A 13,150-nucleotide genomic window follows, 5' to 3' on the forward strand; every position below is an offset into this window, starting at 1 on the left:
AGATAACCTATGTGTTATCATTGTCTTTGTTATTAAAGAAGAAGTCCGCTTCTCACCTAATGGCTCAGTCATTTAGGTTATTTGAAAATTACGATGAATTTGCGGGCATCTTTTTAGGTGCCCGCTTTTTTAATTTACGGAGGTGCTTAGAAATTAAAGAACTTCAAATCAATGAAGAGATAAGAGAAAAGGAAGTCAGATTAGTAGATGATGAGGGCAATCAACTTGGCGTTGTGTCCAGAAATCAAGCCATCGACTTGGCTACAACTAAAAAACTTGACCTAGTGAACGTTGCGCCAAACGCAAAACCACCAGTATGTCGTATAATGGACTATGGTAAATACAGATACGAGCAAGAGAAAAAAGAAAAAGAAGCTAGAAAAAAGCAAAAAGTTATCAATGTTAAGGAACTAAGATTTAGTCCAAACATTGAAGACCATGACTTGAATACTAAAGCCAATAGAGCTATTGATTTCTTAAAAAACGGTGATAGAGTTAAGGTTTCAGTTAGATTTAGAGGTAGAGAGATGGGTCATACTGATCTTGGTAGAGAAGTTCTCGACAAGTTTTATGATTTAATTTCTGAGTATGGAGTTGTGGACAAAAAACCCAAAATGGAAGGAAGAAGTTTAGTTATGTTCCTTTCAGAAAGAAAAGACAGCGACAAGTCTGATAATTAAGGAGGATTTTTATGGCAAAGATGAAAACTCACAGAGCTTCCGCGAAGAGGTTTAAGAGAACAGGTTCTGGAAAGCTTAAGAGATTTTACGCTTTTAAAGGACATTTAACAGGTAAGAAAACTGCTAAGAGACTAAGAAAACTTAGAAAGAGCAGTACGGTTTCTAAAGGTGATCAAAGAAGAATTGATCGCATGATCCCTTAATAGGAGGTAAAAATGGCTAGAGTAAAAAGAGGCGTTAACGCTAAAAAAAGACATAAGAATATACTAAAGCAATCCAAGGGATATTTTGGTGCTAAATCAAAATTATTTAGAACTGCTAACCAAGCTGTTATGAAATCTCTTAACTATGCTTACATTGGTAGAAAACAAAGAAAAAGAGATTTTAGAAAACTTTGGATTACAAGAATTAATGCAGCTGCAAGAATTAATGGCATGAGCTATTCAAAATTCATTAGCGGTCTTAAGAAAGCTAACATCACTATTAATAGAAAGATGCTTTCTGAAATGGCAATTAATGATCCAGCTGGCTTTGCAAAACTAGTTGAAATTGCAAAAGAACAATAAATTATTGCTCCCTTTTGGGAGCATTTTTTGTATAATAAGTTTTAGTAAATTTATTTAATGAGGAAATTATGATTAGAAAATTAAAAAAGAATCCACCCCTCATGGTCTGCCTTTCATTTTTTGGCTTGATCCTATTTGGGGCAATTTTATTAAACCTTCCTCTTGCTTCGGCAGATGGAAATTCCATTGGATTTTTAAATGCCCTTTTCACATCAACATCAGCTTCTTGTGTGACGGGACTTATTGTTGCCAACACCGCCACCCAATGGACAGTTTTTGGCAAACTTGTAATTATAACTTTGATACAAATTGGTGGACTGGGAACCATGGTTTTCTTGTCTCTTATTGCCCTTGCATTTAATAAAAAAATTGGAATCACTCAGAGAAGAATTATAAAGGAACAAACTAATGCTGATACAAGCAAGGGGATCATTAGACTTGTTATCTACATTATTAAGTTTTCTTTAAGTGTGGAACTTATTGGGGCAGTCTTACTTGCAACAAGATTCATTCCAGACTTTGGTTTGGAAAGGGGAATTTTATTTTCTCTCTTCCATGCAGTGTCAGCCTTTTGTAACGCAGGTTTTGATATTATAGGCAACTCCCTTGTAGACTATGTAGACAACATAACTGTTAATCTTGTCATAGCCTTTCTAATAATTTTTGGTGGTCTTGGCTTTACAGTTTATCTTGATATATACAAGAAGAGGAAGTTTAGGAACTTGACCCTCCACTCCAAGGTTGTTATATCAATTACAAGCATCCTAATTCTAGTGGGAAGTCTTGCCTTCTTTATCTTAGAGCACAAGGGTGGTTCTATGGAAGGCTTGAGCTTAAAGGGAAAAATTTTGGCCTCCTTCTTCATGTCAGCTACATCTAGAACTGCAGGATTTAACACTATCGACATTGGCAAGATGCAAGAGGGTTCTGTTATTGTAACTATAATACTTATGTTTATTGGTGCATCGCCAGCTTCCACTGGTGGCGGTATTAAGACAACAACTTTTGGGGTCTTGTTATTCTCAACCCTATCTGTTTTAAGGGGAAATGATGAAACAGAAATTTTTCACAAGACAATTTCTCGTGAAGCCCTCTTAAAGAGCCTTTGTATATTTACATTGGGATCTTTCTTGGTAATTTTTTCATCACTTTGGATAACAATTATTGAAAATGGAAAATTCTTATACCTTGATATCCTTTATGAAATTGTATCGGCCCTTGGCACAGTGGGAGTTACTAGGGGAATCACTCCAAACTTAAGTCCTCTTTCAAAGCTAATCTTAATAGTTTTGATGTATATAGGTAGAGTTGGAGCAGCCACTCTTGGCATAAGTATTTTAAATAGAAAAAATAAGAAGCACACAAGATATTCTTATGGAAAAATTATAGTGGGGTAAATTATGAAGACATTTATTGTATTTGGCTGTGGGAGATTTGGTTCAACTGTAGCCACTAGATTATACGATTTGAAAAACGATGTTGTAGTTGTGGACTCAGATCATGAAAAAATTGATTTAATTAACGACAATGTTACTGAGGCAATTGTTTGTGATCTTGAAGATGAAAAGGCATTAGGAGAGCTTGCCCTAAATAATTATGACGTGGCAATAGTTGCCATTGGTGAAAGTCTTGAGCCAGCAGTTATGGCAGTCCTTGCATCAAAGGAAGCAGGAATTGAAAGAGTTATTGCCAAGGCAACATCTGATAAGTTTGGAAAAATTTTATTAAAGTGTGGGGCTGACAAGATCATCTTTCCAGAAAGAGATATTGGATACAGACTTGCAAATAATCTTTCCAACGACAACTTGTTAAACTCAGATGAAATTTCCAAGGGCTACAGCTTTTATGACTTCAAGGCACCTGTCAAGATGAATGGAAAGGGACTTACTGAGCTTGGACTAAGGGAGGACTACAACTTCAATATCTTAATGGTAAAGAGGAATGGAGAAAATTATGTAAATCCAAACTCTGATTTTAAGATTAAGGAAGAGGACATCTTAACAGTTGTGGGTTCAGACAAGGACATCAAAAGGTTTATAGAAGAAAACTAAAAATTTATAAATAAAAATAAAAGTAAAAGGACTAAGTTGTCTAAGACCTAGTCCTTATTTTTTGCAAATTTTTATATAAATTTTTTTAAGACAAATTCATATAGAAGGATTAACACAGCTATGAGGTTAAATATAAAAGAAAGTTTTTTTCTAAGTTTTTCATTTTTTATAATTTTTGTGTATCCAAATAAAAAGTATCCAATCAGAGCAGTAAAATAGATAATTATTTCAAGATACATATTCATAAAACCATCTCCCATTTTTGCGAAATTTTATACAAATAATCTTATTACAAAATAACATAAAAGTATGAGCCAAGCTATGACATGACAAGTAATATTGACTCTCTTTCTTATTTTTTCATTTTTAATAATTCTTGTGTACTCAGTTAAAAAATATCCTGCCAAGCAAATAAAATAAAGGGGAACTATTGTAAGATAAAACATAAAATCACCACTTGTTTTAATTTTATCACGAAAAACTATTAGAGTACAAAAAATTATAAAAATCCTCTTGTTTACATATTTATATTTATAAACTACAATTATCTTAATATATAAAAGAAATTTAAGAGAAAGAGGAGAGACAATGAAAAAATTAAAAAAACTTTTACTTGTGGGCCTAGTAGCTACAAGTCTAGTTGCTTGTGGCAAGACGACGGAAAATAAAAACCAAGCTCCAGAAGTTAAGGAGCCAGAAAAAATAGTTTACTACACACCACTTACTCATGAAGAGAGAGACAATGAGGACCAAGCAAAGAAAAAAATCTTTGCAGTTATGCTTGATAACCACGACGACGCAAGACCTCAAGCACAAATCTCCAAGGCCGACATAATCTATGAGTACAGGGTTGAGGGCGAGTTCACAAGATACATGGCACTCTTCCAAAGTAATTTCCCAGAAAATGTGGGACCAGTTCGTTCTGCAAGACCTTACTTTGTTCAAACTGCCAAGGAGTACAATGCAATCTATGCCCACTGGGGTGGTTCAGTTGCAGGACTTGAAGAAGTTAAAAAGAGAAATGTAGTGGACCTTGACGGGATTGCCCTTGAAGGAATTGTATTCCACAGAAATAAAAATGTTGGCAAGCGTGCACCCCACAATGGCTACATCTCACTTCCAGAACTTGAAAAATACCTAGTGGAAAAGGGAGTTGACGTAAATGACAACACTGCATCCCTTAACTTCTACGACAAGGAAGCAAATATAGAAGGTCTTGATGTGGGAGAAATAACACTAAACTTCAACAATAGGTACAAGACAAACTTTATCTATGACGAAGCTACTGGAAAGTATAAATATATCCGTCAAGGTCAACCAGTAATTGACGAGGCAACAGGTCAAGAGTTTGACACAGACAACCTAGTAGTTTTATTCCAAAAGGGAGTAGTTGCTGGACCTAAGGGAACTTTAAAGATGGCAAATATAGGTACTGGCCAAGGACTTCTTCTTCAAAAGGGAAAACTTGCACCAATAAATTGGGAAAAGGAAAATGAAGATGCAAGGACAATCTTAAAATATCCTGATGGAACTGAAGTTAAATTCTACCCAGGCAGAACTTTCTTCTCCATAGTTGATGAAGAAAAGGATGCTGTCTACCAAGTTCCAGAAACTGAAAATCAAGCAGGGGAAGGTAATGCTACAGAAAACCATGACCCAGCAAAAGTTAATAGCCAAAAATAAAATTAAAAAAAAATCTTTTGGGTAAGTAAGACTTAGAGGTGATTTTATGATTAACATGACAAAAATCGACTATGTAATAAATATAACTGGAGCGTCCTATGACATTGTAAGAAAGGCACTTTTAGATAGCGACGGCGACGTTGATGTTGCAATCTCTTATATAAGAGAAGGTAAGTATGACGTCAACATCGAGCCTTCAAAGGTTTATGAAAATGAGAAAGAAAAAGAATCTGACTCTCACGGAGAAAGAAAATCTAGCAAAGGCTATGTTGACGATGTAATCAAGTATCTCGACGAAATCCTTGAAGCCGTAAAGGAAATCTGGAGAAAGGGAAATGCCAGCAGGTTATTGGTGGAAAATAAGGGCGAAACTGTCCTATCACTTTCACTGACAACATCTGCTATTGGCATGCTTTTAGCCCTTCCAGCATCACTACTTGGTCTATCTGCAGCCTACATCTATGACTATTCCTTTAAGATCATCATGGACAATGGAGAAGTAATTGATGTCAAGGAATATCTAAAGGATAAGAGCAAATTTTTATAAAACTTATTAAAATTTATTAAAGTTAAGAGCCCCTCGGGGCTTTTTTCTTTAAAAATGAGGGAAAAAATGATAATTACAAGTAAAAATAACAATACATACAAATTTTTAAAGGGACTTTTGGAGAAAAAGCACAGACAAGAAAGCAAGCTCTTCATGGTGGAGAAGCCTGTGGTCATTGAAGAGGCTGAGGGAATTGAAATTAAATATCTTGCCCTTAGTGAGTCTGCCTACAGGTCAAATAAATTTGAAAATATTATAAAAAATGTAGACCAAGACAAGGTTTTTGTCTTTTCCGACAATATTTTCAAAAATCTTTGCGACGCAGTTACATCTCCTGGCATCATAGCCTACTACTCCTACCTTCACAGGGACTTTGACAGGACTTCTGGAAAATATTTGTATCTTGACGACATAAGGGAGCCAGGCAATCTTGGGGGAATAATTCGTTCTGCTGATGCCCTGGGACTTGACGGTCTTATAATTTCTCCCGAGTCTTGCGACCTTTACAATCCAAAGACAGTTAGGTCCTCCATGTCCTCTATCTTTAGGCTCCCAATTTACTTTATGGCTCGAGAAGACTTGGTTAACTTAGACTTTAATATACTTGCAACTTCACTGGAAAATTCCACTTCAACAAGGGACTATGACTTCAAGGACAAGGACATAGTTGTAATTGGCAACGAAGCCAAGGGAGTTTCGGACTTTATAATGTCCCATGCTAAGGACTTTTTAAATATCCCAATTTCTCCCAAGGTTGACTCCCTTAATGCCAATGTTGCAGCATCAATTATAATTTACGAGATGATGAAATGACCTATGTATTAGTGGCAGAAAACTTTCCAGAAGAGTCTGCAGAAAAATTAAAAGAATATGGGGAAGTGGTGAGGACCAAGGCAAACGCAAGGGTCTTAAGGGGACTTGATACCCACCCAGACATCTTGGTCCATCCACTTCCTTGTGGAGATTTAGTGGTAGATAGGGATAATCTTGACTATTATAAAGAGATTTTTAAGAACAAAAAAGTTATTCCATCTCATTTATCTTTGTCAGGGAAATATCCAGGAGATATCCATTTAAATGCCTTTGCCTTTAAAAAGATTTTCATCCACAACTTAAAGCACACCGACCAAGCCATCCTAGATTATTACAAGAAGGCTGGCTACGAACTGGTGAATATCAAGCAGGGCTATGCCAAGTGCTCCTGCCTTGTAAGCGAGGACTTTGTCATCACAAGTGATGGTGGAATTTATGAAAGCCTAAGGGACTTTATCCCAATTTATAAAATAGACCATGGGCAAATTAAACTCCAAAACTTCAACTACGGTTTTATTGGTGGAGCGACTGGAGTCTTGGGCAAAAAAATATTCTTCACAGGCGATTTTTCTCATCATTCATCCTATGAAGAAATTTTAAAAATTATTAATAAGTATAGTTATGAAATTGAAATTTTGTCAAAAGACCCCATAGAAGACTATGGAACAATATTTTTTATAATATAATTTAAACTCCTCTTAGGGAGTTTTTTTATTTCTCTTTAATAAATAAAGGGACAAGACTAAACCAAGTACAAAAAATATAATTGAAGTGAAAGAGTAGTCCACAAGCTTGAAAAAATAAATAATGAAGAAGTTATTGTAGAGGATTGGGATGAGGAAAAAATATAAAAAATAAAAACTTCTATTTTTATAAATTAAGGGCAAAGAAATCAAAAGTGGCAAGACAAAGGAGCTGAGCCCATAAGAATTTATAAAGACAAAAAATCCATAAAAATTATCTTCTAAGACAGGCAGAATTGGTATTGATCCTATAAGTATTATTAAAATCAAAATATATTTTAATTTATTTTTCATACTTGCCTCCAATTTATTTTTCTCCTTTAATTATATCAAAAAAAAAGAAAAATCTTGTTTTAAATAAATTCCTCTGGGTAATATATAAGAGCGAGAGAATTGATAAATTCTCTTATAATTATTCTTGAACATATAAGACCTTTGTGTTATTATAGAAACAATTTTAAAAGAGACTTTGATAAGAAGAGTAGAATCTATAAAATTCTTAGAGAGGAAATGGCTGGTGTAAATTTCCAATTTTATATTTTTGAAAACTAACTTGGAGTCCCATAGCAAACTATGGCGTAAGGACGCGTTAAGTCCCTAGAGTTTAATTAAGGTGGAACCACGGTCATCGTCCTTTGGGATGGTGGCTTTTTTTATTATTAATTTTTAGGAGGATAAAATGATTATAAAATACCCAGACGGATCACAAAAAGAATATGAAAAAGGAGTTAAGGTATCTCAAATTACTGGAGATATCTCAGAAGGTCTTTTGAGACAATCTCTTGGAGCAGTAGTTAACGGTGAAATCCTAGGCCTTGACGACAAGGTTTATGAAGATGCTGACTTCAAGGTTGTAAAATTTGAAGACAAGGAAGGCAAGCAAATTTTCTGGCACACTGCATCTCACATCATGGCTTATGCAATTCAAGAACTTTACCCAGATACAAAATTTGCCATTGGACCTTCAACTGAAACAGGCTTCTACTATGACCTTGACCTTGAACACAGATTTGTAGAAGAAGACTTTAAGGCAATTGAAGACAAGATGAAGGAAATTGCAAAGAAGGATCTTCCAGTAGAAAGAATTGAAATTTCAAGAGAAGAAGCTCTTAAATATTTCAAAGAAAAGGGACAAGACTACAAGGTTGAACTAATAAATGACCTTCCAGCAGATGAAAAAATCACAATGTATAAGATTGGCGACTTCCTTGACCTTTGCAAGGGACCTCACCTTCTTTCAACTAAAAAAATCAAGGCTATTAAACTTCTTTCAATAGCAGGTGCTTATTGGAGAGGTGACTCTAACAATAAGATGCTACAAAGACTTTACGGTATTGCCTTTGAAAAACAATCACAACTAGAAGAATATATCACAAGACGTGAAGAAGCTGAAAAGAGAGACCACAGAAAACTTGGTAAGGAACTTGATCTCTTTAGCATGCACGAAGAAGGACCTGGCTTCCCATTCTTCCACCCAAATGGAATGATTTTAAGAAACAACCTATTAAACTGGTGGAGGGGAGTTCTTGAAGAAAATGGTTATGGAGAAATCCTAACACCAATTATCCTAAACGAAGCCCTATGGCACAGATCAGGTCACTGGGACCACTACAAGGACAACATGTACTTCACAAAGATTGATGACGGCGACTACGCAGTTAAACCAATGAACTGCCCTGGCTCAATCCTTGTTTACAATTCAAACAACCACTCTTATAGGGACCTTCCTATTAGACTTGCTGAATATGGTATAGTTCACAGACACGAACTTTCTGGAGCCCTACACGGTCTATTTAGGGTAAGAACATTTACTCAAGACGATGCTCACGTTTATTGCTTGTTCTCACAAGTTAAAGACGAAGTATTTAAGATGATTGACCTTGCAGACTACCTATACTCAACATTTGGATTTAAGTATTCAATAGAACTTTCAACAAGACCAGATGACTATATGGGAGAACTTGACGCTTGGAATCTTGCAGAAAAAAGCCTAGAAGAAGCCCTAGAAGAAAAGAATCTTCCATACACAATTAACGAAGGCGACGGAGCATTCTACGGCCCTAAGATTGACTTCCACCTAGAAGATGCTATTGGTAGAACTTGGCAATGTGGTACAATCCAACTTGACTTCCAACTTCCAGAAAACTTTGACTTAACTTATGTTGATGAAAACGGAGAAAGAAAGAGACCAGTTATGCTTCACAGGGCCTTGCTTGGATCAGTTGAAAGATTTATGGGTATCCTAATCGAACACTTTGCTGGTAAATTCCCACTATGGTTATCTCCAGTACAAGTTGAAGTTATCCCAGTATCAGACAAGTTTAAAGACTTTGCTGAGTCTATTGCAGATAAACTTCACGCAGCAGGACTTAGGGTTCACCTTGACGGACGTGCTGAAAAAGTTGGTTACAAGATTAGAGAAGCACAAGTTAAGAAGATCAACTACATGCTAGTTATTGGTGAAAAAGAAGAAACTTCTGGCAAACTTTCAGTAAGAAAGAGAAATGGAGAAGAAGTTCAAGATGTTGATGTAGATGAATTTATCGCATCACTTAAAGAAGAAATTAAAAACAAGACAATCACTGACTAACTTGTACTTGAAAAAAATAAAATATAAAATCTTGGCAGGTCTAAAGGGCCTGCTATTTTTGTGGAAATTTTTATAAGTTAATAATTTTTTATAAAGCCAGAGACTTTTATGGATAAGTGAGATATTATAAAGTCATAAGGATTCATAAAGTCATAAAATTTTATGAAGTCCTAAAGACTTGCAAGGTCATGGATTTTTACAAGCTTATAAAGATTCATAAAGTCGTAAAATATTATGAGGACATAAAAATTAATAAAGCCATAAATATTTATAAAATTTCTTTACAAAGCTTGGTCCTTGTGATAGAATACATTGATGTAACCGCACAGAATAGGTTTTAAACTTCGGTACCTAGGATGGCGAGTCTTGTAATGAGGAGGTGCTACAAATGTACGCAATTATTGAAACAGGCGGAAAACAATACACTGTTGAAGCTGGTGACAAACTTAGAGTTGAAAAATTAGATGCAAATGAAGGCGACGTTGTAACTTTTGACAAGGTTGTTTTTGTATCTGGTGACGAGCCAAAAGTTGGTACTCCATACGTTGAGGGTGCTAAGGTTGAAGCTAAGGTATTAGCTCAAGCTAAGGCTAAAAAAGTTATCGTATATAAATACAAATCTAAGAAAAACGAAAGAAAGAAAAACGGACACCGTCAACCATACACTTTAGTTGAAATTTCAGGTATTAACTAATGACTAGGATTGACCTTTACAAAAAGGGCGATTATTACTATGGATTTAAGTCTTGTGGTCACGCAGAGGGAGAATTTGACAAACTTGTCTGCTCCAGCATATCCACTCTCACTCAAACCCTATACTTTACCTTAATAGATAAGTTGGGATTAAATGAAAGTGACATTAGAGACTCACAGGGCGACGGAATGTTAAAAATAGAAATTTTAAAAAGTGATATTTTTAAAAGAAATGATATTCAAACTTGTTTTGAATTTATGATTAAAGGGATAGAACTCATTGATGAGACCTATCCAGGATATTTGACACTAAAGAAGGTGGAGGTGCAAAATGATTAAATTTGATTTATTGCTTTTTTCTTCAAAAAAGGGAGCAGGTTCTTCTAAGAACGGTCGTGACTCAAACTCAAAGAGACTTGGAGTTAAGAGAGGCGACGGACAATTTGTTCTAGCAGGTAACATTATCGTTAGACAAAGAGGGACTAAAATCCATCCAGGTGAAAATGTAATGAGAGGGTCAGATGACACTTTATTTGCAACAGCTGATGGAATTTTAAGATTCACAACTAAGGGCAAAGGCGGAAAGAAATTCGCTAATGTTTACCAAGAAGAAAAAGTTGAATTAGCATAAAGATAAAGCAAGGGAAACCTTGCTTTTATTTTTTTGTACGCTTCAGCATGAATAAACCACCAGCTATGCTGGTGGTAGAAAAATAAAGCTTTAGCTTAAAGCAAAAAACCTCCCGTGATAAACTATTAATGTTACTGGCAGTAGCATAAATAGAAAAGGGAGGTATCCTAAAATGGATAAAAATAGTTTATCACATACATCCTGGAATTGTAAGTATCACGTAGTATTTGCTCCAAAATATAGAAGACAAGTAATTTATGGAAGGTTAAAACAAGATATAGGAAAAATATTAAGGGATTTATGTGACAGAAAAGGAATAAATATAATAGAAGCAGAATGCTGTCCAGACCATATTCATATGTTGTTGGAAATTCCACCGAAATACAGCAAATCTCAAACAATGGGATATTTAAAAGGGAAAAGTAGTCTAATAATATTTGATAGGCATGCAAATTTAAAATACAAATATGGGAATAGACACTTTTGGTGTAGAGGATATTACGTAGATACAGCAGGAAAGAATGCGAAAAAGATACAAGAATATATAAAAAATCAATTAAAAGAAGATTACATGGCAGATCGAATAAGCATAAAGGAATTTGTAGACCTGTTCACGGGTGAGCAAGTAAACAAAAGCAAAAATAAGGTGCTTTAGCACCAGCTGTGAAAATTGGTGCACGAGAAAGAAAGTTCAAAGCATGGAATGCTGCCGGTAACAGCCCCTTATAGGGGCAAAACAAACCACCGGCTTAGCCGGTGGTTATGATTAAGAGTAAAGTCTATTTTTCACAAAGATTTTACATATTTGACATAAGGTTCAAGTTTTCACTACAATTCTGTGCTAATTCTGTGATATAATTTTAGAAGATGCGAGGTAAAAATGTTTATAGATATAGCTAAAATAAAATTAAAAGCCGGAAAAGGTGGAGATGGCGCTGTCGCTTGGCGAAGAGAAAAATTCGAACCAGCAGGAGGACCAGCTGGCGGCGACGGAGGCAGAGGTGGCAATGTAATTGTAATGACAGACTCTGGACTTCACACTTTGATGGACTTTAGATACAAGAGAGAATACAAGGCCGAAAACGGACAAAACGGCATGAGCAAATTAAAATTTGGAAAAGACGGAGAAGATATTGTCCTAAAGGTACCAGTGGGAACCCTAATTAGGGACGCTAATACCAATGGGGTTATCTACGACCTAAAGGAAAATGGCATGGCTGTAACTGTCTGCAAGGGTGGACGTGGCGGCATGGGTAATGCCAGGTTCAAGACTTCCACTAGACAGGCGCCAGCCTTTGCCCAAGCAGGCAACATGGGAGAAGAAAGAGAGATAATCTTGGAACTTAAACTCCTTGCCGATGTGGGACTTGTTGGTTTCCCTAACGTAGGTAAGTCAACCCTACTTTCCATAGTTACATCTGCCACACCAAAGATTGCCAACTATCACTTTACAACCCTCTCTCCAAACCTTGGCGTTGTGAAAATTGATGAGGGCGAATCCTTTGTTATAGCAGACATACCTGGACTTATTGAGGGAGCATCAGAAGGAATTGGTCTCGGAGACGAATTCCTAAAACACGTTGAGAGGACAGGCATCCTCATCCACGTCCTTGATGTTTCTGGATCAGAGTACAGGGACCCAGTGGAAGACTTCTACAAGATCAATGAAGAACTTGTGAGATACAATGAAAAGCTGGGAGAAAAGAAGCAAATTATTTTTGCCAACAAGACTGATGTCCCAGGTGCAGAAGAAAATCTTGAGAAATTAAGAGAAGAGCTTGGGGACAAGTATGAAATAATTGCGGGTTCCTGTGCCACAACAGAAAATGTAGACAAGCTAATGAAGGAAACTTATAGACAACTTCAAGAAGTGGACTACACAGATTATGAAACCTACGACATAGAACACGTAGAAGAAGTTAAGAGAGAAGAAGGCATCAGGGTCTTCAAGGAACAAGGAGAATACTTTGTTGAAGGACCTTACATTGACAAACTCCTTCGCTCTACAAACTTCGATGATTACGATTCACTTAAATACTTCCAAGAAAACCTTAGAAAGAATAAGGTTGTAGAAAAACTTGAAGAACTTGGAGCCCACGACGGCTGCTCAGTATTTATTGGCGAATACGAATTTGAATTTTTTGAATAAGCAG

17 protein-coding genes and 2 other annotated features are annotated in these 13,150 nt (G+C 35.9%); of the genes, 15 read left to right on the forward strand and 2 right to left on the reverse strand.

Annotated features, from left to right (window positions below):
* Positions 1–59: 59 nt before the first annotated feature.
* The 5 genes from infC to M9426_RS07460 all read left to right on the forward strand — a co-directional run bounded on the left by infC (position 60) and on the right by M9426_RS07460 (position 3,297).
* A complete protein-coding gene (gene infC, locus M9426_RS07440) occupies positions 60–680 on the forward strand; it encodes a translation initiation factor IF-3 (protein WP_231723709.1) in 621 nt (206 codons plus the stop codon).
* Positions 681–691: 11 nt separating this feature from the next.
* Positions 692–883, forward strand: coding sequence for a 50S ribosomal protein L35 (gene rpmI, locus M9426_RS07445; protein ID WP_250341826.1), 192 nt, complete (start codon positions 692–694; stop codon positions 881–883).
* A gap of 12 nt (positions 884–895) precedes the next feature.
* Positions 896–1,246, forward strand: coding sequence for a 50S ribosomal protein L20 (gene rplT / locus M9426_RS07450; protein WP_005956682.1), 351 nt, complete (start codon positions 896–898; stop codon positions 1,244–1,246).
* A gap of 68 nt (positions 1,247–1,314) precedes the next feature.
* Entirely contained in the window at positions 1,315–2,643 is a 1,329-nt protein-coding gene (locus M9426_RS07455) for a TrkH family potassium uptake protein (protein WP_005956657.1), read from the forward strand.
* 3 nt (positions 2,644–2,646) lie between these two features.
* Positions 2,647–3,297 carry a potassium channel family protein gene (locus M9426_RS07460; protein ID WP_250341827.1) on the forward strand — a complete coding sequence of 217 codons (651 nt, stop codon included), beginning with the start codon at positions 2,647–2,649 and terminating at the stop codon, positions 3,295–3,297.
* 71 nt (positions 3,298–3,368) lie between these two features.
* Here M9426_RS07460 and M9426_RS07465 read toward each other — a convergent pair whose 3' ends face one another.
* Positions 3,369–3,542 carry a hypothetical protein gene (locus M9426_RS07465; RefSeq protein WP_156417309.1) on the reverse strand — a complete coding sequence of 58 codons (174 nt, stop codon included), beginning with the start codon at positions 3,540–3,542 and terminating at the stop codon, positions 3,369–3,371.
* Between the two features lie 343 nt (positions 3,543–3,885).
* On the opposite strand from M9426_RS07465, the gene M9426_RS07470 reads away from it, so the two are divergent.
* The 4 genes from M9426_RS07470 to M9426_RS07485 all read left to right on the forward strand — a co-directional run bounded on the left by M9426_RS07470 (position 3,886) and on the right by M9426_RS07485 (position 7,026).
* The gene (locus M9426_RS07470; RefSeq protein ID WP_250341828.1) at positions 3,886–4,980 is read left to right on the forward strand and encodes a DUF3048 domain-containing protein; all 1,095 of its coding nucleotides are present in this window, start codon (positions 3,886–3,888) and stop codon (positions 4,978–4,980) included.
* Positions 4,981–5,026: 46 nt separating this feature from the next.
* Positions 5,027–5,527, forward strand: a complete 501-nt coding sequence (locus M9426_RS07475) for a DUF4342 domain-containing protein (RefSeq protein WP_005956621.1) — start codon at positions 5,027–5,029, stop codon at positions 5,525–5,527.
* A gap of 66 nt (positions 5,528–5,593) precedes the next feature.
* Positions 5,594–6,340 carry a TrmH family RNA methyltransferase gene (locus M9426_RS07480; RefSeq protein ID WP_250341829.1) on the forward strand — a complete coding sequence of 249 codons (747 nt, stop codon included), beginning with the start codon at positions 5,594–5,596 and terminating at the stop codon, positions 6,338–6,340.
* The gene (locus tag M9426_RS07485; protein WP_250341830.1) at positions 6,337–7,026 is read left to right on the forward strand and encodes a DUF6873 family GME fold protein; all 690 of its coding nucleotides are present in this window, start codon (positions 6,337–6,339) and stop codon (positions 7,024–7,026) included. The genes M9426_RS07480 and M9426_RS07485 overlap by 4 nt, the downstream gene beginning before the upstream one ends.
* A gap of 12 nt (positions 7,027–7,038) precedes the next feature.
* Here the strand turns inward: M9426_RS07485 and M9426_RS07490 are convergent, their stop codons facing one another.
* The gene (locus M9426_RS07490) at positions 7,039–7,377 is read right to left on the reverse strand and encodes a hypothetical protein (RefSeq protein WP_250341831.1); all 339 of its coding nucleotides are present in this window, start codon (positions 7,375–7,377) and stop codon (positions 7,039–7,041) included.
* A gap of 166 nt (positions 7,378–7,543) precedes the next feature.
* Positions 7,544–7,722, forward strand: a binding site (T-box leader).
* Between the two features lie 40 nt (positions 7,723–7,762).
* Here M9426_RS07490 and thrS point away from each other — a divergent pair.
* From thrS to obgE, 6 genes are all read left to right on the forward strand, one after another.
* Positions 7,763–9,673 (forward strand): threonine--tRNA ligase, encoded by a 1,911-nt coding sequence (gene thrS / locus M9426_RS07495; RefSeq protein ID WP_250341832.1) that lies wholly within the window; start codon positions 7,763–7,765, stop codon positions 9,671–9,673.
* 309 nt (positions 9,674–9,982) lie between these two features.
* Positions 9,983–10,050, forward strand: a sequence feature (ribosomal protein L21 leader region).
* A gap of 11 nt (positions 10,051–10,061) precedes the next feature.
* The gene (gene rplU, locus M9426_RS07500) at positions 10,062–10,367 is read left to right on the forward strand and encodes a 50S ribosomal protein L21 (RefSeq protein ID WP_195443234.1); all 306 of its coding nucleotides are present in this window, start codon (positions 10,062–10,064) and stop codon (positions 10,365–10,367) included.
* The gene (locus M9426_RS07505; RefSeq protein ID WP_250341833.1) at positions 10,367–10,705 is read left to right on the forward strand and encodes a ribosomal-processing cysteine protease Prp; all 339 of its coding nucleotides are present in this window, start codon (positions 10,367–10,369) and stop codon (positions 10,703–10,705) included. The genes rplU and M9426_RS07505 overlap by 1 nt, the downstream gene beginning before the upstream one ends.
* Positions 10,698–10,997, forward strand: coding sequence for a 50S ribosomal protein L27 (gene rpmA / locus M9426_RS07510; protein WP_005956665.1), 300 nt, complete (start codon positions 10,698–10,700; stop codon positions 10,995–10,997). The genes M9426_RS07505 and rpmA overlap by 8 nt, the downstream gene beginning before the upstream one ends.
* A gap of 172 nt (positions 10,998–11,169) precedes the next feature.
* Positions 11,170–11,652 carry an IS200/IS605 family transposase gene (gene tnpA, locus M9426_RS07515; protein WP_250341816.1) on the forward strand — a complete coding sequence of 161 codons (483 nt, stop codon included), beginning with the start codon at positions 11,170–11,172 and terminating at the stop codon, positions 11,650–11,652.
* A 225-nt stretch (positions 11,653–11,877) separates the two neighbouring features.
* Positions 11,878–13,146 carry a GTPase ObgE gene (obgE, locus tag M9426_RS07520; protein ID WP_250341834.1) on the forward strand — a complete coding sequence of 423 codons (1,269 nt, stop codon included), beginning with the start codon at positions 11,878–11,880 and terminating at the stop codon, positions 13,144–13,146.
* The last annotated feature ends 4 nt before the right edge of the window (positions 13,147–13,150 follow it).

The organism is Peptoniphilus genitalis (genome assembly GCF_023614525.1).
GTDB classification, from domain to species: domain Bacteria; phylum Bacillota; class Clostridia; order Tissierellales; family Peptoniphilaceae; genus Peptoniphilus_A; species Peptoniphilus_A genitalis.